At 50.9% G+C, this 22,704-nt stretch carries 22 protein-coding genes; 16 read left to right on the top strand and 6 right to left on the bottom strand.

What is annotated here, in order from left to right; translation table 11 throughout:
• Nucleotides 1–25 precede the first annotated feature (25 nt).
• From ACZ45B_RS11915 to glcD, 5 genes are all read left to right on the top strand, one after another.
• On the top strand, nucleotides 26–661 hold the full coding sequence (locus ACZ45B_RS11915) for a phosphoribosylanthranilate isomerase (RefSeq protein WP_024545222.1): 636 nt from the start codon (nucleotides 26–28) through the stop codon (nucleotides 659–661).
• The gene (locus ACZ45B_RS11910; protein ID WP_024545221.1) at nucleotides 654–1,244 is read left to right on the top strand and encodes a molybdenum cofactor guanylyltransferase; all 591 of its coding nucleotides are present in this window, start codon (nucleotides 654–656) and stop codon (nucleotides 1,242–1,244) included. The genes ACZ45B_RS11915 and ACZ45B_RS11910 overlap by 8 nt, the downstream gene beginning before the upstream one ends.
• Nucleotides 1,245–1,256: 12 nt before the next feature.
• Nucleotides 1,257–1,970, top strand: a complete 714-nt coding sequence (locus ACZ45B_RS11905) for a hypothetical protein (protein ID WP_024545220.1) — start codon at nucleotides 1,257–1,259, stop codon at nucleotides 1,968–1,970.
• Between the two features lie 38 nt (nucleotides 1,971–2,008).
• Complete coding sequence (locus ACZ45B_RS11900; protein ID WP_024545219.1) at nucleotides 2,009–2,911, top strand: phosphoribulokinase; 903 nt, start codon at nucleotides 2,009–2,011, stop codon at nucleotides 2,909–2,911.
• Between the two features lie 165 nt (nucleotides 2,912–3,076).
• Nucleotides 3,077–4,558 (top strand): glycolate oxidase subunit GlcD, encoded by a 1,482-nt coding sequence (gene glcD / locus ACZ45B_RS11895; protein WP_024545218.1) that lies wholly within the window; start codon nucleotides 3,077–3,079, stop codon nucleotides 4,556–4,558.
• Here glcD and ACZ45B_RS11890 read toward each other — a convergent pair.
• Nucleotides 4,555–5,667: a vWA domain-containing protein gene (locus tag ACZ45B_RS11890; protein WP_024545217.1), complete on the bottom strand. Its 1,113-nt coding sequence runs from the start codon at nucleotides 5,665–5,667 to the stop codon at nucleotides 4,555–4,557. The genes glcD and ACZ45B_RS11890 overlap by 4 nt on opposite strands.
• A gap of 234 nt (nucleotides 5,668–5,901) precedes the next feature.
• Between ACZ45B_RS11890 and ACZ45B_RS11885 the strand changes: the two genes are divergently transcribed.
• The gene (locus tag ACZ45B_RS11885; RefSeq protein ID WP_024545216.1) at nucleotides 5,902–8,319 is read left to right on the top strand and encodes a GH116 family glycosyl hydrolase; all 2,418 of its coding nucleotides are present in this window, start codon (nucleotides 5,902–5,904) and stop codon (nucleotides 8,317–8,319) included.
• A gap of 80 nt (nucleotides 8,320–8,399) precedes the next feature.
• Nucleotides 8,400–9,812, top strand: a complete 1,413-nt coding sequence (locus tag ACZ45B_RS11880) for a GGDEF domain-containing protein (protein ID WP_081699623.1) — start codon at nucleotides 8,400–8,402, stop codon at nucleotides 9,810–9,812.
• On the opposite strand, the gene ACZ45B_RS11875 is transcribed toward ACZ45B_RS11880, so the two are convergent.
• Nucleotides 9,809–11,212 (bottom strand): uridine diphosphate-N-acetylglucosamine-binding protein YvcK, encoded by a 1,404-nt coding sequence (locus ACZ45B_RS11875; RefSeq protein WP_397427664.1) that lies wholly within the window; start codon nucleotides 11,210–11,212, stop codon nucleotides 9,809–9,811. The genes ACZ45B_RS11880 and ACZ45B_RS11875 overlap by 4 nt on opposite strands.
• 384 nt (nucleotides 11,213–11,596) lie before the next feature.
• On the opposite strand from ACZ45B_RS11875, the gene ACZ45B_RS11870 reads away from it, so the two are divergent.
• The 5 genes from ACZ45B_RS11870 to hemC all read left to right on the top strand — a co-directional run bounded on the left by ACZ45B_RS11870 (nucleotide 11,597) and on the right by hemC (nucleotide 16,223).
• Nucleotides 11,597–12,277, top strand: coding sequence for an MBL fold metallo-hydrolase (locus ACZ45B_RS11870; RefSeq protein WP_024545213.1), 681 nt, complete (start codon nucleotides 11,597–11,599; stop codon nucleotides 12,275–12,277).
• 79 nt (nucleotides 12,278–12,356) lie between these two features.
• Entirely contained in the window at nucleotides 12,357–12,890 is a 534-nt protein-coding gene (locus ACZ45B_RS11865) for a rhodanese-like domain-containing protein (protein WP_024545212.1), read from the top strand.
• A gap of 63 nt (nucleotides 12,891–12,953) precedes the next feature.
• Nucleotides 12,954–13,823, top strand: coding sequence for a sulfite exporter TauE/SafE family protein (locus tag ACZ45B_RS11860; RefSeq protein WP_024545211.1), 870 nt, complete (start codon nucleotides 12,954–12,956; stop codon nucleotides 13,821–13,823).
• A 105-nt stretch (nucleotides 13,824–13,928) separates the two neighbouring features.
• Nucleotides 13,929–15,110 carry a tyrosine--tRNA ligase gene (gene tyrS / locus ACZ45B_RS11855; protein WP_024545210.1) on the top strand — a complete coding sequence of 394 codons (1,182 nt, stop codon included), beginning with the start codon at nucleotides 13,929–13,931 and terminating at the stop codon, nucleotides 15,108–15,110.
• Nucleotides 15,111–15,257: 147 nt separating this feature from the next.
• The gene (gene hemC, locus ACZ45B_RS11850) at nucleotides 15,258–16,223 is read left to right on the top strand and encodes a hydroxymethylbilane synthase (RefSeq protein ID WP_024545209.1); all 966 of its coding nucleotides are present in this window, start codon (nucleotides 15,258–15,260) and stop codon (nucleotides 16,221–16,223) included.
• A 69-nt stretch (nucleotides 16,224–16,292) separates the two neighbouring features.
• Here the strand turns inward: hemC and ACZ45B_RS11845 are convergent, their stop codons facing one another.
• Complete coding sequence (locus ACZ45B_RS11845; RefSeq protein ID WP_164494889.1) at nucleotides 16,293–16,469, bottom strand: hypothetical protein; 177 nt, start codon at nucleotides 16,467–16,469, stop codon at nucleotides 16,293–16,295.
• A 270-nt stretch (nucleotides 16,470–16,739) separates the two neighbouring features.
• Here ACZ45B_RS11845 and ACZ45B_RS11840 point away from each other — a divergent pair, with 270 nt between their 5' ends.
• From ACZ45B_RS11840 to ACZ45B_RS11830, 3 genes are all read left to right on the top strand, one after another.
• A complete protein-coding gene (locus ACZ45B_RS11840; RefSeq protein ID WP_024545208.1) occupies nucleotides 16,740–17,345 on the top strand; it encodes a GNAT family N-acetyltransferase in 606 nt (201 codons plus the stop codon).
• A 95-nt stretch (nucleotides 17,346–17,440) separates the two neighbouring features.
• On the top strand, nucleotides 17,441–17,890 hold the full coding sequence (locus tag ACZ45B_RS11835) for a hypothetical protein (RefSeq protein ID WP_038027790.1): 450 nt from the start codon (nucleotides 17,441–17,443) through the stop codon (nucleotides 17,888–17,890).
• 94 nt (nucleotides 17,891–17,984) lie between these two features.
• Nucleotides 17,985–18,419 (top strand): hypothetical protein, encoded by a 435-nt coding sequence (locus ACZ45B_RS11830; RefSeq protein ID WP_024545206.1) that lies wholly within the window; start codon nucleotides 17,985–17,987, stop codon nucleotides 18,417–18,419.
• Nucleotides 18,420–18,514: 95 nt separating this feature from the next.
• Here ACZ45B_RS11830 and trxA read toward each other — a convergent pair whose 3' ends face one another.
• On the bottom strand, nucleotides 18,515–18,838 hold the full coding sequence (gene trxA, locus ACZ45B_RS11825) for a thioredoxin (RefSeq protein WP_024545205.1): 324 nt from the start codon (nucleotides 18,836–18,838) through the stop codon (nucleotides 18,515–18,517).
• A gap of 509 nt (nucleotides 18,839–19,347) precedes the next feature.
• On the opposite strand from trxA, the gene ACZ45B_RS11820 reads away from it, so the two are divergent.
• On the top strand, nucleotides 19,348–20,538 hold the full coding sequence (locus ACZ45B_RS11820; protein ID WP_024545203.1) for a glycosyltransferase family 4 protein: 1,191 nt from the start codon (nucleotides 19,348–19,350) through the stop codon (nucleotides 20,536–20,538).
• Between the two features lie 8 nt (nucleotides 20,539–20,546).
• Here ACZ45B_RS11820 and ilvA read toward each other — a convergent pair whose 3' ends face one another.
• Nucleotides 20,547–22,058, bottom strand: coding sequence for a threonine ammonia-lyase, biosynthetic (gene ilvA / locus ACZ45B_RS11815; protein WP_024545202.1), 1,512 nt, complete (start codon nucleotides 22,056–22,058; stop codon nucleotides 20,547–20,549).
• An 80-nt stretch (nucleotides 22,059–22,138) separates the two neighbouring features.
• A complete protein-coding gene (locus ACZ45B_RS11810; protein ID WP_024545201.1) occupies nucleotides 22,139–22,459 on the bottom strand; it encodes a hypothetical protein in 321 nt (106 codons plus the stop codon).
• Nucleotides 22,460–22,704: the final 245 nt, after the last annotated feature.

Raw genomic sequence — 22,704 nt, 5'->3', positions numbered from 1 at the left:
TTGTTGCGGGTAATTTAGGGAATTTATGCGGATTAAGATTTGTGGGCTCACCCAGGTAGACCAAGCTCAGGCGATCGCCCAACTGGGGGTGACAGACATCGGCTTTATCTGCGTGAAAAAATCCCCCCGCTATGTTACCGCGGCGCAAATTGCGTCCTTAACTATCGTTTTGCCCGAAACGATTGGGAAAGTCGGCGTTTTTGCCAATCAATCCCTTACTGAAATCCTCGCCACTATTGACCAAGGGGGTTTGACCATAGCCCAGCTCCATGGTGATGAATCCCCGGATTTTTGCCAACAACTGCGCCAACAGCGGCCCAATTTAGAAATGATTAAAGCCCTGCGGATTCGCGATCACCTTTCCTTAGATGCGGCGAAAAACTATGAAGCTGTTGTTGATGCCCTATTGCTGGATGCTTATGATCCCAATCAACTCGGCGGCACAGGCCACCAGCTTAACTGGGATGATCTGCGTCAATTCCGTCCCGCTGTGCCCTGGTTTCTCGCGGGAGGGTTAACCCCAGACAATATTCAAACGGCCCTCAGTCAACTGCATCCCGATGGCATTGACCTCTCCAGTGGTGTTGAAATAAGTCCCGGCATTAAAGACCTCACGAAAGTAGAAGCTCTGATGCGGGCGCTCCAACCGGTCCATGTCTAACGCGAAATTGCCAATTTTCATTCTGCTGGGAGGTAAAAGCCAGCGCATGGGCCGGGATAAAGCCCTTTTACGTCTGGGTGAGCAAACTATCCTAGAGCGTACCCTCAAGATTGCAACGAGCCTCAGTGACGATATTTATCTCCTGACCTCCTGGCGCGATCGCTATCAGTCTTTTTTAAATTCGACCGTCCGTTGGTTGGACGACCCTTACCAAGAGGGGGGGCTTGTGGCCCTGCACCATGGCTTGAAAACTCTGAATCCTTCAGGCTGGATTTTGCTGCTGGCCTGCGACCTGCCCAACCTCGATCAGGGGCAATTAAACCAATGGATCGCGCAACTCGAAACAATCCCTGCAACCACTGCTGCTGCCCTCGTCAATCAGGGGAAATTCTATGAACCCTGTTGTGGTTTCTATCGGGGGACGGCCCAAAGATCCCTCCAGCAATTTATCAACCAAGGAGGCCGTTCTTTCCAAAAATGGTTAGCCACAGTGCCCGTTTTTCCTTTGGCGATCGCCCAGCCGCAGATGCTCTTTAATTGCAATACCCCCGCCGATTTCGCTACCTTGGAGACCCAAGCCTAACTTTTCCCTGCCATGCAACAGACTGCCCTGAATTTGATTGCCATTGGTGTTTTTTTGATGACCATGACCAGCCTTCTGGGGGGGATTTTTCAGCTCTCTCCCTTTGTGCCTGCCAGCATCACCGTGGCGATCATGGCCTTTGCGACGGTAGATACCTTTAATTGGCAGGGGCAGGGCATGACCCTATTCCTCGACCTGTTTACTCCCGCTGAACGGCGTCAGCGCATTTTGCGCCACGAAGCGGGCCACTTCCTTGCAGGTCACCTCCTGGGGATCCCAATTACGGGCTATAGTCTTACCCCCTGGGAAGCACTAAAACAGCAACCAGGGCAAGGAGGCGTTACTTTTGACCTTGAGGCAGTGGAAATATCTCTAAAAAATCCCCAGCAATTGAACTTATTACTCGAACGCCTCAGCACAACCCTCATGGCCGGGATCGCCGCTGAAAATTTGGCTTATGGTCAAGCCTTGGGGGGAGCGGCTGATCGTGCCCAATTACGGCAGCTGCTCGCAAAGTTAGGAATTTCTCCCGGCACCTATCCCCAGCGAGAACAATGGGCCATTCTCCAGGCCAAAAATCTCCTGGAGCGGCACCAGGAAACCTATGAAACCCTTGTCACTGCGATGGGCGATCGCCAACCCCTCGAAGCTTGTTATCAACTATTGCAGCAAGATCCCGCAAGCCCATTGGCGATCGCCACCGCCGAGAAAGATCCCACCGCCTGATATGATTTGTCCTACCTGTCCGTTTAAGATCACCATTCATGTCTAAAAAACATCCTATTGTTGCGGTCACCGGGTCCTCCGGAGCTGGGACCACCACCGTTAAGCGTGCCTTTGAGCATATTTTCCGCCGCGAAAACATCAATCCCGTTGTTGTTGAAGGTGACAGCTACCACAAATACAATCGGGTCGAAATGAAGCGCATGATGGCCCAGGCCTCTGCTGCGGGTAAAAATTTCAGTCACTTTGGCCTTGGGGCAAACGTCCTTGACAAACTCGAAGCCCTTTTTAAAGAATATGGCGAACAGGGCACAGGCCAACAACGCTACTACCTCCACAGCGTCGAAGAGGCAGAACATCACAATGCCCGCCTCGGTGTCGACCGTCAGCCCGGTGAATTCACCCCCTGGGAAGACATCAAAGCCAACAGTGACATGCTCTTCTATGAAGGGCTCCATGGTGGTGCGGTTGGTAACGGTATCGATGTGGCTCAGTATGTAGATCTGCTGGTGGGAGTTGTCCCCATCGTCAACCTAGAATGGATCCAGAAGATTTCTCGGGATAACGCTGAACGGGGCTACAGTGCCGAAACCATCGTCGAAACCATCCTGCGCCGGATGCCCGACTATGTAAACTACATCACCCCCCAATTCTCCCGCACCCACATTAACTTCCAGCGGGTCGCTACGGTAGACACCTCTAATCCTTTCATTACTCGGGATATTCCCACCCCCGACGAAAGTTTTGTGATCATCCACACCAACCGCTGTTTCTACGATCGCTTTACCATCGATTTCCCTTATCTCTTGAACATGATTCCTGGCTCCTTCATGTCCCGCCACACTACCCTGGTGGTCCCCGGTGGCAAGATGGGCTTTGCCATGGAATTGATCCTCTCTCCCCTCATTGACCAAATGGTGGAAGAAGCCCGGAAGCTCCGCTAAATCTAGACAAATATTCTTGCTAGATATGTTCTATTTTTTAATTGACCCCTGCTTTTGGTGGGGGTTTTTTGCTGCCATAAATCATAAAAAAATAAAGCGCTTTATTTTCTCTGGGATCAGCCTGTCGCGTAAGATAGAAACCACTGCGATCTCTCCCCCGTAACCATGGTTTTTGCTTCGACTTCTTCCCCACAACCCCACGATTGGCCATGGATTCAGCGGCGTCTAGAAGAAATAGTTGGTAAAAATGGGGTGGTACGCCGGAAAGAAGAAATCCTCACCTACGAATGCGATGGCCTCAGTGCCTACCGGAAGCGGCCTGCCCTTGTTGTCCTCCCGAGAACCACTGCAGAAATTGCGGCGATCGCCCAATTTTGTCACGAACAGGAAATCCCTTGGGTCGCCCGGGGAGCCGGTACAGGCCTCTCGGGGGGCGCTTTACCCTTAGAAGATGGCATTCTCATCGTCACAGCACGGATGCGGGAAATCCTGAATGTAGATCTCGAAAATCAACAAATCACCGTGCAGCCAGGGGTGATTAACAATTGGGTCACCCAGGCGGTCAGTGGTGCAGGCTTTTACTACGCGCCGGATCCTTCTAGCCAAACGGTCTGTTCTATCGGTGGCAATGTGGCAGAAAATTCTGGCGGGGTCCATTGTTTTAAGTACGGCGTGACCACAAACCATGTTTTAAAGCTCAAGGTTGTGACCCCAACGGGCGAGGTCGTCACCTTGGGGGGCCTCGTGCCGGAGATGCCAGGTTATGACCTGATGGGCGTCTTTGTGGGGTCAGAAGGAACCCTCGGAATCGCCACGGAAATTACGCTCAAAGTCCTCAAGCAACCAGAAGCCGTCTGTGTGCTTCTAGCTGATTACGCCTCCATTGAAGCGGCGGGGAAGTCTGTGGCGGCGATCGTCAGTGCCGGAATTATTCCAGCAGGCATGGAGATTATGGATAACTTCAGCATTAATGCAGTGGAAGACATCGTGAAGCTGAATTGTTACCCCCGTGATGCGGCGGCTATTCTGTTGATCGAAATTGATGGGATGACGGCAGAAATTCACGCTACAAAAGAACGGATTAAAGCTATTTGCCTAGCCCAGGGAGCACGGCAAATTACTAGTGCTAGTGATGCAGAAACTCGGATGAAACTCTGGAAAGGGCGTAAATCAGCCTTTGCGGCGGCGGGCAATATTAGCCCTGATTACTTCGTTCAAGATGGAGTCATCCCCCGGACGAAGTTGGCTGAAGTGTTAACCGAGATTAATGCGATTGGCGATCGCCACGGATACAAAATTGCCAATGTCTTCCATGCAGGGGATGGAAATTTGCACCCACTAATCCTCTACAACAGCGCCATTCCTGGGGATTTGGAAGCTGTAGAAAAAGTCGGTGGTGAAATCCTCAAGCTCTGCGTCGCGAAGGGAGGTAGTATTTCTGGAGAACATGGCATTGGCGCTGACAAAAAAATGTACATGCCAGATATGTTCAATGATGCGGATCTAGAAACCATGGGCTATGTGCGCAATGCTTTTAACCCCAAGGGCCTCGCCAATCCTGGCAAACTATTTCCGACCCCCCGTACCTGTGGCGAATCGGCAAAGATGACAAATGTGAGCGACTGCAAAGACGCAGAGGTATTTTAGCGGGGTAGCACAAATCCTTTGCGCGCCAGTTGACTCCGCAGGGCCTGGATCATCACATAATCAAGGGTATCTTTGGCCGCTTCATCGGTGGGTAAGGTGCTGAGATAGCTTTCCCGTTGGGCTGTGAGGTCACGAATTTGGGCTTGAATGTCTTCCCGTTCTGCTTGGGTATTGGTGATGTAGGCTTCCTGTTCGGCCAAGCTTAAGCCCTGCAATTCCTCCGGTAGAGCCGTTTCTTCGAGGGTTTCGAGGCTCACTTCTGCTTCGGCGATCGCATCGACAAGATCCCAAGAACTATTGCGGTAGTAGGCAGAACTTTTAGCAATGCTCCGGGAGACCGAAGCGGCGCCGGCGTTGTCATCCTGCATTAACTGTCGCTCTAAACCTTGCTCACCCATAGCGCCATAGGGAAGATACGTTTGGTTGAGTTCGTCGTTAAGGCGGCGAATATCATCATCATAGGGGGTTGGTGGAATCACCACGGCCCGGTCTTGATCGATGTTGAAGTTAGCACCATTGGCTAGCTCTGCCCCAGCGGCCCATAGATCCCGCTCGACACTTTCGGCATTACCGCAATAAATTGTATTGACGAGGACATCTGCGCGTTTGGCCAGGTTTGCTGCCTCAGCCCAATTCACGCGTCCTTGGTCAAAAGGTTCATTCCCCGCAATAAAAATGGCTCGAAAATTGTCCGGATCATTATCCCAACTAAGTTGATTAATTGCATCTTGAATGACCCAGCCGCTGTATTCCTGGCCGCCATTGGTGCGGATGGTAAACAACGCTTCCGAAACCCCATCTAACTCTGTTGTGAAATCCGTAAGCTGGCGGTTAAAGCCTTCATCGGCGGGCAGTGAGTCATTGCCGTAGTGGTACAGGGCCACCTCCAGATTTGGCAGTTCGCCATCTTTGCGCACATCGGTCAGGGCATTGACCACTGTCCATAACTGCCGTCGGGTCTGGTCGATTAGGCCATCCATGCTATTGCTGGAATCGAGAAGAATGGCGATTTGGATTGTGGGTTTTTCTGCGGCCCAAACGCCCCCGGTGATCAAGGTGAGGCTAGTGGCGATCGCCCCGACAGATAAGGCATGTCGTATATGAAACATTTTGCTTCCCCTCTCAAAATGCGTAGAAGATTTTAAAAAGATGCAAATGGGTAGAAAACTTTTTTGACGCTCTCCCTCCGACGTTAGCATTCATTGTTTTGTTCAACCCAGAAATTTTTCTTTAGATAATTTGCGTTTCTTAAACTTCCTAGAGGGAGAAACAGCAATTGTGATCGGAGGTGGTAAAGGCGATAGACTGAAGGCTGTATTTATTTACGAGATTGGCCCGTCCCTATGAGTCTGTTTGCGGAACCCCCCATCATCCCCGATTGTGCCTGGAAACGTCCCATTGGTTTGGGCTGGGATCAACCCTATACCGTCCGTTATGCCAGTAATTTGGATGATGGCCCGTGGCATGGGATGCCTTTAGGGGGATTTGGGGCAGGTTGTATTGGGCGATCGCCTAGGGGAGACTTTAATCTGTGGCATCTCGACGCGGGGGAACACACGTTTCGCAATGCTGGTGCTTGTCAATTTAGTGTTTTTGAGCAACCCGAAGGGGAAGTTGCCCAAGCCTATGCCATGGGTACTATGGCCCCAGAAGATGGCAGCCTCGACAGTTGGCAGTGGTATCCCACCGAAAAAGGCACCTATGCTGCCCTCTATCCCCGCAGTTGGTACAAGTATGAAGGGGTTTTCCAAGCAGAGATTACCTGCGAGCAATTTTCGCCGATCATCGCCCAGAGCTACCAGGAAACCAGCTACCCGATCGCTGTTTTTGAATGGACGGCCCATAACCCCACCGATAAGCCAATCACGATTAGCATCATGATGACCTGGCAGAATATGGTGGGCTGGTTCACGAAGGCCACCAAAGCACCGGAGGTGGTATTGCGAGATGATGGTTCTCCGGTCTATGACTACCAATCCCGCTGGGGAGACAGCACCGGAAACCTAAACCAATGGGTGCAAGACCGTTATCGGGTAGGCTGCCTGTTGAATCGGGTGCGTCCCCACGACGAAATCAGCGAGGGGGAAGGGCAGATTTGCTTTGCGACGGTGACCAATCCGACCTTGGAAGTTTTCTATCACAACCGCTGGAATCCGGTGGGAGATGGCCGCGATGTGTGGGATTATTTCGCGGGGAATGGCTCCTTACCCGATGTGGAAGATGAAACCCCCGCGGCCCCTGGGGAACAAATCGCCGGGGCGATCGCCGTGCGCTTTACAATCCGTCCCGGAAAAACCAAGAAGATTCCCTTTTTTCTGGCTTGGGATCTGCCGGTCATGGAATTCGCCCAAAATATCACCTACTTCCGGCGTTACACAGACTTTTTTGGTCGCAGTGGCAATAATGTCTGGACGATGATTCGCACGGCAATGAAACACAGCGATCTCTGGAAAGAACGAATCGCCGAGTGGCAAAAACCGATCCTCGATCGCCCGGATCTTCCCGATTGGCTGAAGATGGCACTGTTTAATGAACTGTATCTCTTGGCCCAAGGGGGCAGCCTCTGGACGGCGGCGACGGAGGATGATCCGGTGGGGCAGTTTGGGGTGCTGGAATGTTTAGATTATTGCTGGTACGAAAGCCTCGATGTGCGGATGTATGGCTCCTTTGCGCTGATGATGCTCTGGCCTCGTCTGGATAAGGCCGTGCTGGAAGCTTTTGCCAGGGCGATTCCCAGTAGTGATGCTAAACAGCGGATGATCGGCTACAACAAAACTATGGCAACGCGCAAAGTGGCCGGGGCAACCCCCCACGACCTGGGGGCCCCCAACGAGCATCCTTGGGAAGCGACTAACTATACTGCCTATCAGGACTGCAACCTCTGGAAGGATTTGGGATCAGATTTTGTCTTGCAGGTGTACCGGGATTTTGTGATGACGGGGGCTGAAGATACGGAATTTCTCTGGAGTTGCTGGGAGAGTATCGTCACGGCGTTGGATTATCTAAAAACCTTTGACTTAGATGGGGATGGCATCCCGGAAAATGGTGGCGCGCCGGATCAGACCTTCGATGATTGGAAACTCAAGGGGATCAGTGCCTATTGTGGCGGGTTATGGATTGCGGCCCTAGAAGCGGCGATCGCCATGGCGAAAATTCTCCAGGAACGCCCCAGTCACTTTGAGGAGCACCAAAATCAAGTGGCCCCAGCGGAGTTTACCCAGGCGATCGCCACCTACCAAAGTTGGCTCGACCAGGCCCGGCCCCTTTACCAAGAACGCCTCTGGAATGGTAGTTATTACACCTTAGACACAGGAAGTAATTCCCGGGTGGTGATGGCAGATCAGCTGTGCGGTCAGTATTATGCCCAACTACTGCAACTGCCCGATGTGAATCCCCAGGAACGCACCCAGACAACGTTGAAAACTATTTATTCAGCCTGTTTTGAGAAATTTCATGGGGGGCAATTTGGGGCAGCAAACGGCTTGAATCCTGATGGTTCTCCCGAAAAAGAAAACGATACCCACCCCCTGGAAGTGTGGACAGGGATTAACTTTGGTATCGCTGCTTTCATGATTCGCAACAGTATGAAAATGGAAGCTTTACGGATGGTAGAAGCAGTTGTCACCCAAGTGTATGACAATGGTTTACAGTTTCGTACCCCTGAAGCAATCACCGCTAATGGTACATTCCGGGCTTGTCACTATCTTCGGGCCATGGGCATTTGGGCGATTTATGAAGCTTTAGGGGAATCTCCCTGCTAGGTTTGGGGCGATCGCCGACCAGAATAGAAATAGAGTGGCTTGCTTTCGTCCTTCCTCTCTGAAGCTCATCCCCTGCACCGATGAAAATATTCCCTTTCATCCCACCCCTGATCTATCTGTGTGCCGTCTTGGTATCTACCTTGGGCTTAAGCGTGATGTTGGGTTGGTACTGGCGGCTCCCTAGTTTAATTCAGCTCCATCCCACTTTTGTCCCGATGCAGTTCAACACGGCCCTGGGCTTTGTTCTGTTGGGCACTGGTTTGTTGTTGCTGTCATGGCAGAAAAAGGTGGCGATCGCTTTAGCCATCTGTGTGCTGATTCTGGGGGGCGTGACCCTGATGGAATATGCATTTGGGCTAAATCTTTTCCTTGATGAGCTGTTTATGCGTCACTATATTGTCGTCGCGACTTCCCATCCAGGGCGTATGGCCCCCAATACGGCCCTCTGCTTTGTGTTGAGCGGTCTAGCACTACTGTTAATTGCGAATCCTGGGTACAGACATAATTTGTTGGGGGGCAGTTTTTTCGGGGCTTGGGTGATGGGTTTAGGGACTGTTGCTGGCCTGGGCTATGTCTCAAATATTGAAACAGCCTATGGTTGGGGAAAGTTGACCCAGATGGCGCTACACACCTCCGGTGGTTTTATGCTGGTGGGTTTGATGTTGATTCTTCAAGCACGGGAACTGAGTCTCAAAATCCACCAAAAAGTTTCGGATTTCTTCTTCCCACTCACCTTGTTATGGTTGGGTTTAACGTTGACAGTGGCCCTGTGGCAAGCTTTTTTTTCGAAGAAACTGATGCTCTTTGAGACCTCCCAATGGGAGCGATTAGCCCATCCCCTTGCTTTGGGGGTCTTGATTTTAGGGGGGTCTTTGTCGATTGTTTTGGCGATCGCCGTATGGTTTGCCATTCGACTCCAGACCCAAGTCGAAGCTTTAAAAAAAGCCCAGAAAAAAATTTTGCGATTAAATCAACAACTCGAGGAACTCTCCTACCAAGATGGGCTGACCAATATTGCCAATCGCCGTTTTTTCGACATCATCCTAACGAAAGAATGGCAACGGGCATTTCGATACCACTATCCCTTGGCTTTAATCATGATCGACATCGATTTTTTTAAAGCCTATAACGACTACTATGGCCACCAAAAAGGGGATGAATGTATCCAGAAAGTCGCAGCAATCATCAACTCCATGGCCCGACGCACCACGGATTTAGCTGCCCGCTATGGGGGGGAAGAATTTATTTTGCTGCTCACTAATATAGACCGCGCTGGGGCGGAAACTGTAGCCCAGGATCTGACCCAGGCCGTGGCCCAGGCAGAGATTCCCCACCCTAAATCAACCATTAGCAACTATGTGACGGTCAGTATCGGTATCCATGTGACCCAGCCTAATTTTCAGGGGGATATGGGACATTTCATTTTTCAGGCAGACCAAGCCCTATACCAGGCGAAGCGGGCTGGACGCAATCGAACGATTGTGGCTGGTTAAATATTGTTCATTTTGGCTTGAACTTCAGCGGCGCGACTAGACCAGCGCACCAAAAGAGCGGCTAAACGCTCGTGATTGTGACGAACAAAGCCTGTGTCAGGGTCTTCTTCCATGATGTTAGCGATGACGACCCGTCGCCGCAGTCTCGCCACTTCTTCTCGGTCGAGAAATACAGGGTGGGAGCGCTCCAGGGCATATTGACGGAGAGCTTCTTCAGAGGGCGATCGCTGGTGTACTAAGACCGCATCAAAGAGTTTTTTGCCGCAGGCGCGGTCAATGGCCTTGATATGGTCGGCGACGGTGTAACCATCGGTTTCTCCCGGTTGGGTCATAATATTGCATACATAAATCCTGGGGGCACGGCTACGGGCGATCGCCTCGCGGATTTCGGGCACGAGTAGATTGGGGATAACACTGGTATACAAGCTTCCCGGCCCCATAATGATAAAGTCTGCTTCTTCAATCGCCTTAATCGCAGCGGGTAATGCCGGGGGATTCGCAGGGGTGCAGCCCATCTCAACAATATGCCCTCCCGCTTCTGGAATATTCGATTCCCCTTCAATGACACGACCATCGGCTAGCCTTGCCCATAGTTTCATGTCGCTGAGGGTTGCTGGAAACACTTGCCCTTGAATCGCTAACACCTTAGAACTTGCTAAGATTGCCTGTTCTAAGTCTCCGGTAATCTCGCTCATCGCCGTCAGAAACAAATTACCAAAGCTGTGGCCCACCAGACCATCTCCGGCCTTGAAACGGTATTGAAACAGCTCGGTGAGTAGTTTTTCTTCGTCAGCAAAAGCCGCTAAACAGTTCCGAATATCTCCGGGGGGCAATACCCCAATTTCTCGACGTAGTCGCCCGGAGGAACCGCCATCATCGGCCACGGTCACCACGGCAGTGATATTGCTACTGTACTTCTTTAGCCCCCGCAGCAGGGTAGATAAACCCGTGCCCCCACCAATAGCGACAATTTTTGGGCCTTTATTGAGGCGGCGATGGTTATGGAGCATATCGATTAACTCTTCATCCCCATCGGGATTCAGGGCCGTGGTTATGGCGCCAAAGGTACGGTTTTGTCCCCAAAAAATGAGACCTAAACCCAAGGCGATCGCAATTGGCCCAGAAATATTACGGGGGATCACTGTCGATAACCACTGGAGGAAAATCCCCACGAGGGTCATGAGGCGAGAGACTGGGGTGAGATTGAGCCATACTGCCAGTCCCAACACCGTAAACAACACTCCTAGGGCGCTCATGAGAAGCCAACGTTTAACCGAGAGCCCTGGCATCATCCATTTCAGCCAGTGACTGAGATGATGTTGCGTCCAATTTTTGGTTGCGTCCATCGGCCGCACTTGGGCCTGGAGATGTTTTTGGACTGTACGGCGGAAGGGGTTAATCAACATAGTTTTGTATGGTGGAACGACGGCAGCACTCTCAGAAGAGGTACCTTCGGGGCGAGGAAAAAAAGCACACCCAAAAGATCAAACAGGAAAAGTGACCATTTTTTATCAAAATCTTGAAGATTTTCCTTTAGGTCTACCATAGGTGGGAATGGCGATTCTGAATGTAACAAACCCCACGTTCTCTCTCCTCCAAGGGGACTGGTTCCGAACTTTTAGGTTCCTGTACCAATGAGTATAGGTATTTGCCCGGTGCCTTCAAGAGAAAATTAACCCCGCAAGTTTAAGAAAAACAGAAGAAATATATCCATAAATTACTTTTTAGTGATATATTGATATTTAACGGCAGACTTAGTCACTCAGTTGCTGTTCTTCGATACCATGCTCTTTCGTCAACTTTTCGATCACGAAACCTATACCTACACCTACCTCGTTGCCGATTTTGACAGTAAAGAAGCGGTCTTGATTGATCCGGTCATTGAGCAGGTAGAGCGGGATCTCAAGTTACTACGGGAGTTGGGTTTGACCTTGAAATATTCCCTAGAAACCCATGTCCATGCAGATCATGTGACAGGCACAAGTCGGCTCCGGGAAGAAACGCACTGTTTAGGTGTCGTTCCTGAGGGGGCAGAGGTCGCCTGCGCTGATCGTTCCATTGCTGATGGAGAGGTGCTAACAGTTGGTCGCATTGAAATTCAGGCGATCGCCACCCCAGGCCATACTGATAGCCACATGGCCTTTTTAGCCAATGGTACTCACCTCTTTACGGGGGATGCCCTATTTATTCGAGGCTGTGGCCGGACGGATTTCCAGAGTGGTGATGCGGGAACCCTCTACGACTCGATCCAAAAATTATTCAGCCTCCCCCCTGAAACCCTCGTCTATCCAGGCCATGATTACCGGGGACACCAGGTTTCCAGTATCGCCGAAGAAAAAGCCTTTAACCCCCGTCTCAAGGGCGATCGCCAAGACTTTATTCACCTGATGAATAATCTCAACCTGCCCGACCCGACAAAAATCATGGAAGCTGTGCCCGCAAACCAAGCGTGCGGCAATGTCTAGTTCTTTTTCCCCTGTGTAAGAGGGCGATTTTTCCCGAAGACTCCACTCAATTTTTTGAATTTCTTTATTTTTTATTGCAATGACAACTATTCAGCGGCAATTACTTGAACTTTCCCCTGCCGAATTTACCACCCAGGTAAATTCTCCCAATACCGTCGTTTTTGATGTGCGTGAACAGGCTGAATATGCCCGGGAACATGTGGCCGGCGCACAAAATATCCCCCTATCTCGCTTAACCCTCGAAACAGTTCCCCAGACCACAAAAAATGTAATTCTCTATTGTCAAAGCGGCAATCGTTCCCGGCGGGCGGCGGATTTATTCTTTGCGGCAGGTTATGACCAAGTGGCTCACTTCGACGGTGGGTTTATGGCCTGGAAAGAAGCGAACTTGCCCTACAACGAAAACAAAAAAGCCCCCTTGCCAATGATGCGCCAGGTGCAGATTGTTGCCGGGGGCCTAGTCCTTACCGGAACTCTGTTGAGTGCTTTGGTCTCCCCCTGGTTTTTGCTTCTCACTGGATTTGTCGGTGGCGGCTTGATGTTTGCCGGATTCACGGGCTTCTGCGGCATGGCAAATCTCTTGGCCCACCTTCCTTACAACCAGGTCAAATAAATTTAACAAACGACACAGCACCCCACCTTGGCTGGGGGCTTTTTTTGGGAGGACATGGGCACGATGTTGATGCAGCTTTTGGGCTATTTTCTAGCGGCCTGTATTGGAGTCAGTTTGGGTTTGATGGGTGGTGGCGGTTCGGTATTGGCGGTGCCGATCTTGGTTTATGTGATGGGAGTGGAGCCGAAAAGTGCGATCGCCATGACACTTTTCATTGTGGGCATCGTTAGTTTTATCGGTTTAGCCCCCCACTGGCGTCAGGGTAATATCAACCTCAAAAAAGCAGGAATTTTTGGCTCGGCAACCATGGTTGGGGCGTTCCTGGGGGCTCAGTTAACCCGCTTGCCATTTATTACGGGCACAGTGCAGTTAGTCTTGTTTGCCATAATGATGTTACTGGCGGCAGTGTTTATGGTCCGGAAAAGTAGTCAGGCGATCACCCACCCTGCCAACGAACCAACCCTGGCGGATTATCCTGTCCCAGTGTGTCGGTATTGTTGGCTCTGGCTCCTCACGGAAGGTTTGGGCATTGGGGTTTTAACCGGTTTAGTCGGTGTTGGGGGTGGCTTTGCCATTGTGCCGGCCCTGGTGCTCCTCGGCAAAACAGAGATGAAAGAAGCCATTGGCACATCGCTCATGATTATTGTGATGAATGCGATCGCCGGATTTGTCGGCTACCTTGGCCAAGCCGATGTGACCCTTGACTGGCCCCTGATGGTAAATTTCACCTTTGTTGCTAGCCTCGGGATCCTTGGGGGCAGCTATAGCACTCGGTACTTTAATCCCAAGCAACTACAAAAAAGTTTCGGCTATTTTCTGCTCGCCGTCGCCGCCTTTATTCTTTTCCAACAGCGCGATCGCCTACCCCGGATCACCACAACAGAACCAACTCCGACCATGGCCCAAGGTTATACCCCAGCCCGCGAACGGTAAACCGAAACCCCACGATTGCCGATCACCCCACCTGAGAATGAAGCTGGGCAGAATATGGCACAATGGGCAGGTTGAATTTTCTGCAATTAAGTAAACGGACCTCCTGTGAACATGTCTGCGCATCTTGAGTGGCTTACCCGTGGCACCAGTGAAATTTTCCCGGATAATTCGGATGAAAATTTAACAAAAGTGCTCCAGACAGGCGATCGCCCCCTGAGAGTGAAACTGGGGATCGATCCGACGGGGGCGGATCTGCACTTGGGCCACAGTATTCCATTCCGAAAATTGCGTGCCTTTCAGGATGCAGGCCACACAGCCGTGGTGATTATTGGCGATTTTACCGCCCAGATCGGCGACCCCACCGGCAAATCCGAAGTGCGCAAACAGCTCAGTGCCGCCGATGTACAACGTAACGCCGAGACCTACCTCGAACAGCTGCGCCCGATCCTCGATTTTGACACTCCAGGCCGCTTAGAAATTCGCTACAACTCCGAATGGCTCCAAGATCTCGATTTAGCAAGAATCCAGGCACTGCTGGCGACCATGACCGTCCAGCAGATGCTGGCCAAGGAAGGGTTCGCCAAGCGCTACCAGAGCGAAAACCCCATTTACATCCATGAATTTCTCTATCCCCTGATGCAGGGCTATGACTCTGTGGCCGTCGATGCGGATGTGGAATTAGGGGGCACTGACCAGAAATTTAATATCGCCGTGGGCCGAGATCTCCAACGGCACTTTGGTAAAAAGCCCCAATTTGGCCTACTCTTGCCGATCTTGATTGGCACCGATGGCAAGGAAAAAATGTCCAAGAGCCTCAATAACTATGTGGGTCTCAAGGACAACCACCACACCATGTACCAAAAGCTGCAAAATACCCCCGATAGCTTACTGAAAGATTATTTCGAGTTGCTGACCAACTGCGACCTCCAGACCTTGCCAGAAAATCCCCGGGAGCAGCAGAAGTTCCTCGCCCGGGAAATTGTCACCCAGTTCCATGGGGCGGCAGCGGCAATCGATGCCGAAAAAGCAGTGCAGGATGTGGCGGCGGCGAATATTCCTGAGTTCTCCCTGGGTGCGGTGGCATTTCCTTCGCCTCTGTTTTACATTTTGGGTGCCTCTGGGCTCTGTGCCAGTGGCGGTGAAGGTCGCCGGCAAATCAAAGGCGGGGCTGTACGCCTCGATGAAGAACGAATTACGGATATGAATCTTGCTTTCGAGAACCCTGAACAATTGGTGAATAAGGTGCTGCGGGTCGGTAAGAAAAAATTTGTCCGCCTCGTCCCCTAGGCGATCGCCTTTTGGGAAATCCCCATTTCGTAAATAGTTGTAACATTTCCGTGGGTTCCCGGAAAAAATTCTGCGACGGGGGACAGACAACGCGATACCCTAGTTTGAGTCAAAAATTTTAAGATCCTTTTTATAAATCCTGTTGATATGACCGCTGAGACCCCCACAAAACGCACCGTGCGCATCGGCTCCCGCAAAAGCCAACTGGCCCTTGTTCAAACTTACTGGGTCCGGGATGAGCTGCAGAAAGCCTACCCTGACATCACCTTCGAAGTCCAAACTATGGAAACCCAAGGGGATAAGGTGCTAGATGTGGCCCTCTCCAAAATTGGTGACAAAGGCTTGTTTACCCAGGAGCTGGAGGACGGAATGCTCAAGGGGGAAACAGATTTTGCGGTGCATTCCCTCAAGGATTTACCAACAAATTTACCAGCAGGGCTGATGCTCGGTTGTGTGACAGAACGGGTTGATCCGGCGGACGCTCTCGTGGTTCATGAGCAGCACAAAGATAAAAAGCTCGAAACCCTACCTGCAGGAGCAGTAATTGGGACATCCTCGTTGCGGCGTCTGGCCCAACTGCGGCACCATTTCCCCCACTTAGAATTCAAAGATATCCGAGGAAATGTCAACACCCGTTTGGCAAAATTAGACGGGGGCGAATATGACGCGATTATTCTGGCAGCGGCAGGTTTGCAACGGCTCGATTTTGGCGATCGCATTCACCAGCTGATTTCCAGCGATATTTCCCTCCATGCGGTGGGCCAAGGGGCCTTGGGCATCGAATGCCGCGATGGGGATGAAGAAATCCTCGGTTTACTGCGCCCCGTCCTCGAACATGCGGAAAGCCGCGATCGCTGCTATGCAGAACGGGCTTTCTTGCGCCAGTTGGAAGGGGGCTGCCAAGTGCCCATCGGTGTCAATACGGCCATTGAAGGCGATCGCCTCACCCTCGTGGGCATGGTCGCCAGCCTCGATGGTCAAACATTGATTCGCGACGAAGTTAGTGGTAGCCGGGCTGATGCCGAACAACTGGGGATTGACTTGGCTCAAAAGGTCACTGCCCAGGGCGCCGCGACAATCCTTGCTGAAATTAACGCCGCCAACCGCGCCTAGAAGCACTTTTTTAGATCTTTAAATTATGCGAAGGATCCCTCCTGGAAGATGGAGGGATTTGTTTTAGGTTCAGACCTGGGGCTCTGGTCGGTCTTCTGGAATTTCAGGCGATCGCAGTTGGTTATGCTGCCCATAGCCCAGTTGCGTTAACGTCTCAATGTCTCCTTTCTGACTTTGAGATTGACTAGATGTTGACAGCTCAGCTGTTGTTTTTCGTTGTTGTTTGAGTTTTGATTGACGTCCCATGGTGATTCTTTTTGTGTAATTTCAGTAAAATTTTTGGCCCAGGCCGAGGCAAGAATCGACGCTCCTTAAAGTTTTAAAGAAGTCTTGAAAAAATCAATTGCCGCTGTTCCTCAGATACGCATAATAGAAAAGAGGGCTTGCCAAGGCAGATATAAACAGCTTGGGGCGCGTAAACAGCCGCTACCTCGACAAGCATTCTAGGAAATTGGCACAATGGTAGTTCAGTGCCGCATTTCCTAGAAAAATTTTAACCCTGTCTCCGGAGGCTTGGTGAATTCTCATCTTTCTTCTGTTTGGAACGTCCCCCAGTTACCGCTGACCGAACGGTTTTCCAATGATGGCAGCCTCAGTATCCGGCCTGCGACCCTTGATGATGCTCGTTCTTTAGCGACAGTGCTTACCCATAGTTTTCATCATCATGAACATCCTTGGCGGTGGCTGACTCCCGTGTTGCGCTTGGGCGTCTATGAAGACCTCTGTCACCGCCTCAAGCACCAAAAAGAACATCACGCCTGCTTTGTGGCTGCCCTCCAGACTGGCAATACCCAAGAAGTGGTAGGGTCTGTAGAAATCTCGGTGCGCTATCTCGACGCCCTGGCGATCGCCCCAACCAGAGCCCCTTATATTGCCAATTTAGCCGTTAATCCCGACTATCGACGTCTTGGCATTGCCCGAAAATTATTAGCCCGTTGCGAAACCCAAGGGCGCTACTGGAACTACAACAGTGTGGCGCTCCATGTTTTAGAAAATAATGAAGCGGCAAAACAGCTCTACCTCAGTTGTGGGTATGATATTAAATATGCCGAACGTCCCCTCACTGCTTGGTTGTTACGTCGTCCTCGTCGTCTCTTTGTTCAGAAAGATTTGGCTGTCTAGAAAAGTACACTTGCCGTTGTCGTCTCTCCTACTAACCGGCGATCGCCCTTACTTATTGAGCTATGGGTTCTCCGTCTTCCTTTCCTCCAGAAATTATGTTGTCCCCCTTAGACAAAGATACGATCTTGGCTCAACTCAAGGAGGGAAACTTATTAATGGTCAATCCCCGTCGGCGCAATGGTTTGATTTTACGTAAAACGTACCACGGTGATTTTGCTGGCCCTGGGGCGATCATTGGCGGTGTTTTCGATCAAGATGTCGAGCAGATTATTCCAGTTGGCTCCCTTTCCCTCTTGGTACCGACCCCAGGCCCAGAACGGGAAAAAGCCTATCTCATTCGACGACAATGGGTGCGATTGCTCCAGCAAATCACTGAGAAGCCCGTGCCTGAAGATCGCGCCCAAGTCATCCTCAATCAATTTGAGCATTGGTTTGACCTAGACACTGCCGCTCAGCTTACCGATGAGGTATTCGCAGATCTCGTGGGTGTACTTCCCCAGACGATCGCCAGGGTCCGCAATCGAGTGAACCGTTCTGAAATTTAGACATACCACTGTGAAATGTTCAGTGATCGATTGTGCTTAATTGCAACTTTCAGCGATGATGGGATAGAGTCGTACCATCAGGAGGAGGGCTTGCATGGGGGTTGTTTTCCCAAACCAGCAGGCGATCGCCGAAACTTTAGCCCTACTGGAATATTACAGCTTCGAACTAGAGGGTCAAAGCCCGGCGATCGCCCTTGATCAATGGCTAGGCCAGAGCCCGATCGCTTGGGTTCGGCTCGCGGTTCTCGAAGCCCTCTACCGGGGTCGTTACAAAAAAATTTCTGTGACGGCGATTCTGCGGGTTTGGCAAAAACGAGGGAGCCCCCAGGTACAATTTAACCCCGAATTCGAGCGGCTTATTTGTGCAGAGTTACCCCCGGCGAAAGTGTGGACTGCCCTGGCCCTCACTTCACCCCCCCCAGAAGCTCTGATCCATCAAGAAATTGCTGCTTTTTCGCCGCCCCCTGACCTAGCTGATTCCGGAGCCTACCAAAAACTAAAGGCGATCGCCACCCAGCAACAGCACTAAAAAACCCTAGCAACATACTAGGGTTTCTGGGGAAATCAGCGGAGTGAGTTGAGAGCTGATTTCCAGACTATGCGCTAAAAATCACCCAATCATTTCTAAAGTTCTTTATCAATCGCCGCGGCGAGGGTCGTCTTGGGTACAGCACCAACGACCATATTGACCTTTTTACCCCCTTTGAAAATCATGAGGGTGGGGATGCTTCGAATACCATACTCGCTGGCAACACCAGGGTTTTCATCGGTATTGAGTTTGAACACCTTGATTTGATCTTGGTATTGTTCGGCGATTTCCTCCACAACGGGAGCAACCATACGGCAGGGGCCGCACCAAGGGGCCCAGAAGTCGACGAGTACAGGGACGTCACTTTCGAGAACTTCTTCCTGAAAGGTTGCATCTGTAACTGCGGCAGTTTTTGACATGCCTCTAAATTCCTAATTTATACAAGATTTTTCGAAGGATACCTGAGAATCTTAGCATAAAGCTCCAGGCCCAATTAGAAACTTTCTTGAAAATGATAGAAAATTTTGCGTTTTCCCTTTTCCGAAAAGGGGGGAAAGCAATGTTAGGATATAGCGAGCTTTTTCTCGTCTGAGATTCTTTCCCTAAGCTCCCATCGGCACTGACCTTGCCCTCCATTGACCTGACAGTATCAATGATGGGTGACGGTGAGTCTGCTCCAATGGAATGGATGAACGACAAAAAAAACGCCCGAATACTATGGCGATTCGGACGAAGTATGGTGTGAGGAGTGAACAAAAACTTTCATTATTTATCGCAAAAGTTTTTGCCCACTTCTATTGTAGGGGAAAAAAGAGCGTTTGTTCAGGCTCTTGAGAAGAGCGGTGAAATTTCTTTAAACGGCTTCAGTTAACGGGTTTAACCAGCAGGAAAAGGCATATTTTTGAGCAGTGGTGAGGCAGATATAACGATGCGCATTTTGGTACTCAGTTGGGAGTTTCCCCCCCGGGTAGTAGGGGGAATCGCGCGCCATGTGGGGGAGCTATATCCAGAAATTGCCAGTCTTGGCCATGAAATTCATATTTTGACGGTGGCCACAGGATTAGCCCCAGCCTATGAAATTGTAGAAGGACTCCATGTGCATCGGGTGACGGTACCAGACCATGAGGATTTTTTTCAGTGGGTCACTGCTATGAATCGAGAAATGCTCGCCTATGGTGTGGCTTTTTTGGAAAAAACAGGCCTCTGCGGGTTAATCCATGGTCATGATTGGTTAGTTGCAGATGTGGCGATCGCCCTCAAGCATCAGTTCAAAATTCCCCTTTTAGCGACCATCCATGCCACGGAATATGGCCGTCACAATGGTATCCACACGGACACCCACCGCTACATTGCTCGCAAAGAAAAAATGCTCAGCCACGAAGCTTGGCGGGTCATTGTTTGCAGTCAGTATATGCGCCATGAATTGGAGCGGGCTTTGCAGACCCCCTGGCAAAAAATTGATGTGATTTTTAATGGGATTCGCCCAGAAAAGAAACAACCTGATATCACTTTTGATCGACAAGCTTTTCGTCGCCGTTTTGCCGCTGATGATCAACGCATTGTTTATTATGTGGGGCGCTTAACCTACGAGAAAGGGATTAACGTTCTCCTAAGTGCGGCCCCTCGAGTCCTGGAAGTGATGCGGGGGAAAGTACGGTTTGTGATTATCGGCGGTGGCAATAGCGATCGCCTCAAGGAACAGGCCTGGAATCTGGGGATCTGGGAGCAGTGCAATTTCACTGGGTTTATGTCCGATGAAGATTTAGATAAATTCCAAACGATCGCTGACTGTGCTGTATTTCCCAGCCTGTATGAACCCTTCGGGATCGTCGCCCTCGAAAGTTTTGCGGCGCGTGTCCCGGTGGTTGTATCCAATACGGGTGGGTTGCCGGAGGTGGTTACCCACGGAGAAACGGGCATTGTCACCTACGCAAATGTGGCCAGCTCCCTCGCCTGGGGAATTTTGGAAGTGCTCCAGCATCCAGAATATGCCAAGACTTTGGTGGAAAATGCCTATGCCGATCTGCCCCGACGTTTTAATTGGGCAAAGTTGGCGATCGCCACCGACAAAGTCTACCAGCGCATTGTCCAAGAGCGGGCTGAAGTGCTTTGGGAATAGGGGTGGCCCTAGCCCAAAAAGAGCTTGTAGGCGGGGTTTTGATTTTCATCCCAGTAGCGATAACCCAGTTGATCGAGGAACATCTGCCACTGAGCCATTTCAGCCGGAGGGACTTGGACGGCGATCGCAATGCGACCATAATCAGACCCATTGTTGCGGTAATGAAAACCGCTGATGTTCCAATGGGGACTCATGGTCTCGACAAATTTCATCAAAGCCCCCGGATATTCCGGAAATTCAAAACGATAAAATAACTCGTTATCTGCGAGGGAACTGTGGCCGCCCACCATATGACGTAGGTGCAACTTTGTTAGCTCATCGTCCGTTAAATCAAGCGTTTTAAAGCCATTTTCTTCAAAAGTTTGGGCGAGGGTTTTGATTTCGCTGCGGTTGGAAATTTGGATCCCCACAAAAATATGCGCTTCCCTCTGGTCGGCGATGCGATAGTTGAATTCTGTCAGGTTACGATTCCCCATACAGCGACAAAACTTTCGCAAACTGCCCGCTTCTTCGGGAATGGTCACCGCAAAAATGGCCTCACGCCCTTCCCCTAGTTCCGCTCGTTCCGCCACAAACCGCAGGCGATCAAAGTTCATGTTCGCGCCACAGGCCACGGCCACCAAGGTTTGATCCGTGATTCCTTCCCGTTCCACATAGGCTTTCATGCCGGCGATCGCCAAAGCCCCAGCAGGCTCCAAAATAGAGCGGGTATCTTCAAAGACATCTTTAATCGCTGCACAGGTGTCATCAGTGGAGACCAAAATCACTTCATCCACATAGTCTTGGCAGAGGCGGAAGGTCTCTTCCCCCACATAACGCACCGCCACCCCATCGGCAAAAAGGCCCACTTGTGACAGTTTTACCCGTTTCCCCTGTTCGAGGGATTGTTTCATTGCATCGGCATCGACGGGTTCCACACCAATGATTTTGATCTCTGGCCGCACCCGTTTCACATAGGCGGCGATACCTGCGATCAAACCACCGCCACCAATCGCCACAAAGATCGCGTGGATGGGCTGCTGGCACTGGCGTAAAATTTCCATGCCGATCGTTCCTTGTCCAGCGATCACTTCAGGATCATCAAAGGGATGAATCAAGGTGAGCCCCTGGACCTCTGCCAGCTCCCGCGCATAGGCATAGGCATCGTCATAGGCATTGCCATGGAGAATCACTTCTCCGCCCCGTGCTTTGACGGCATTGATTTTCACTTGGGGTGTCACCACCGGCATCACAATGACGGCACGGGTGCCCAACTTCGTTGCGGCGAGGGCAACCCCCTGGGCATGGTTCCCGGCGGAGGCGGCGATGACCCCGCACTGCAACTGCTCCGGGGTCAGATGGGCCATTTTGTTGTAGGCCCCCCGCAGCTTAAAGGAAAATACCGACTGCATATCTTCCCGCTTTAGTAACACATGGTTCTGCAACCGTGCGGAAAGGTTAGGGGCCACTTCCAGGGGGGTTTCCTGGGCGACATCATAAACGCGGGCATTAAGGATTTGGATTAAATAATCGCAGTGCATAGGGCGATCGCCGCTTGGGGTGGGGTGGAAATAGTCAAGGGAAATTTCACTGTAACCCCATCGTGCCTATCCGCAAAAGCCTAATTCAGGGAAAAGGTGAATTTTTTTAGAGGCGATCGCCAATCCATAGGCGTTTTTTCGAGGGGTGGGGTCTGGCAGTCTGGTTGTACTATCGGGACTAAATGCTGATTTGTGACGACCATTCGCCCTTCATCCAGTGCCTGACGCCATTGTTTACCCTGTCTCCAAGCCTGGTGCTTACGTATATTCCAGCGGGGATTACTTGGATAGCCTGCAAAACCAGACCGGAGGGCCGGATGATTTTCCCGGGGGATAGCGGTCTCGATGTAAATACCGTCGGCTAATTCCAAAAACCGTCGTCCAACATGATTGGTCATCATCTGACTATTGCCTCCCTGGGATGAATTGAAGATTACAAAATTACATTGCCATTTACAGAAATCACCAAGTGACAAAATTTGCCCTTGGCCTTAAAGAAAGGATTACAGAATATTGTGAATTAAATAGTTATATAAAACAAGTCTAAAGAGGAAAAAAAGACTGGGCCATCCTTCGTTTTGGCCTGGTCTCTCTTTCTTCTGTTTTCTGAAACAAAGTTTGTTTCCGGGACTTCAGGAGAGTTGCT

It is taken from the genome of Picosynechococcus sp. NKBG15041c, from assembly GCF_055380235.1.
This window is presented reverse-complemented; position numbering and strand designations above follow the sequence as displayed.

Coding starts and splice junctions, on each gene's coding strand:
- ACZ45B_RS11830 (WP_024545206.1), top strand. CDS start 17,985: ATGGGGGTTGTTTTCCCAAACCAGCAGGCGATCGCCGAAACTTTAGCC.
- ilvA (WP_024545202.1), bottom strand. CDS start 22,058: ATGCACTGCGATTATTTAATCCAAATCCTTAATGCCCGCGTTTATGAT.
- ACZ45B_RS11885 (WP_024545216.1), top strand. CDS start 5,902: ATGAGTCTGTTTGCGGAACCCCCCATCATCCCCGATTGTGCCTGGAAA.
- ACZ45B_RS11835 (WP_038027790.1), top strand. CDS start 17,441: ATGTTGTCCCCCTTAGACAAAGATACGATCTTGGCTCAACTCAAGGAG.
- ACZ45B_RS11880 (WP_081699623.1), top strand. CDS start 8,400: ATGAAAATATTCCCTTTCATCCCACCCCTGATCTATCTGTGTGCCGTC.
- ACZ45B_RS11890 (WP_024545217.1), bottom strand. CDS start 5,667: ATGTTTCATATACGACATGCCTTATCTGTCGGGGCGATCGCCACTAGC.
- trxA (WP_024545205.1), bottom strand. CDS start 18,838: ATGTCAAAAACTGCCGCAGTTACAGATGCAACCTTTCAGGAAGAAGTT.
- glcD (WP_024545218.1), top strand. CDS start 3,077: ATGGTTTTTGCTTCGACTTCTTCCCCACAACCCCACGATTGGCCATGG.
- ACZ45B_RS11910 (WP_024545221.1), top strand. CDS start 654: ATGTCTAACGCGAAATTGCCAATTTTCATTCTGCTGGGAGGTAAAAGC.
- hemC (WP_024545209.1), top strand. CDS start 15,258: ATGACCGCTGAGACCCCCACAAAACGCACCGTGCGCATCGGCTCCCGC.
- ACZ45B_RS11865 (WP_024545212.1), top strand. CDS start 12,357: ATGACAACTATTCAGCGGCAATTACTTGAACTTTCCCCTGCCGAATTT.
- ACZ45B_RS11900 (WP_024545219.1), top strand. CDS start 2,009: ATGTCTAAAAAACATCCTATTGTTGCGGTCACCGGGTCCTCCGGAGCT.
- ACZ45B_RS11905 (WP_024545220.1), top strand. CDS start 1,257: ATGCAACAGACTGCCCTGAATTTGATTGCCATTGGTGTTTTTTTGATG.
- ACZ45B_RS11915 (WP_024545222.1), top strand. CDS start 26: ATGCGGATTAAGATTTGTGGGCTCACCCAGGTAGACCAAGCTCAGGCG.
- ACZ45B_RS11810 (WP_024545201.1), bottom strand. CDS start 22,459: ATGATGACCAATCATGTTGGACGACGGTTTTTGGAATTAGCCGACGGT.
- ACZ45B_RS11870 (WP_024545213.1), top strand. CDS start 11,597: ATGCTCTTTCGTCAACTTTTCGATCACGAAACCTATACCTACACCTAC.
- ACZ45B_RS11820 (WP_024545203.1), top strand. CDS start 19,348: ATGCGCATTTTGGTACTCAGTTGGGAGTTTCCCCCCCGGGTAGTAGGG.
- ACZ45B_RS11845 (WP_164494889.1), bottom strand. CDS start 16,469: ATGGGACGTCAATCAAAACTCAAACAACAACGAAAAACAACAGCTGAG.
- ACZ45B_RS11860 (WP_024545211.1), top strand. CDS start 12,954: ATGTTGATGCAGCTTTTGGGCTATTTTCTAGCGGCCTGTATTGGAGTC.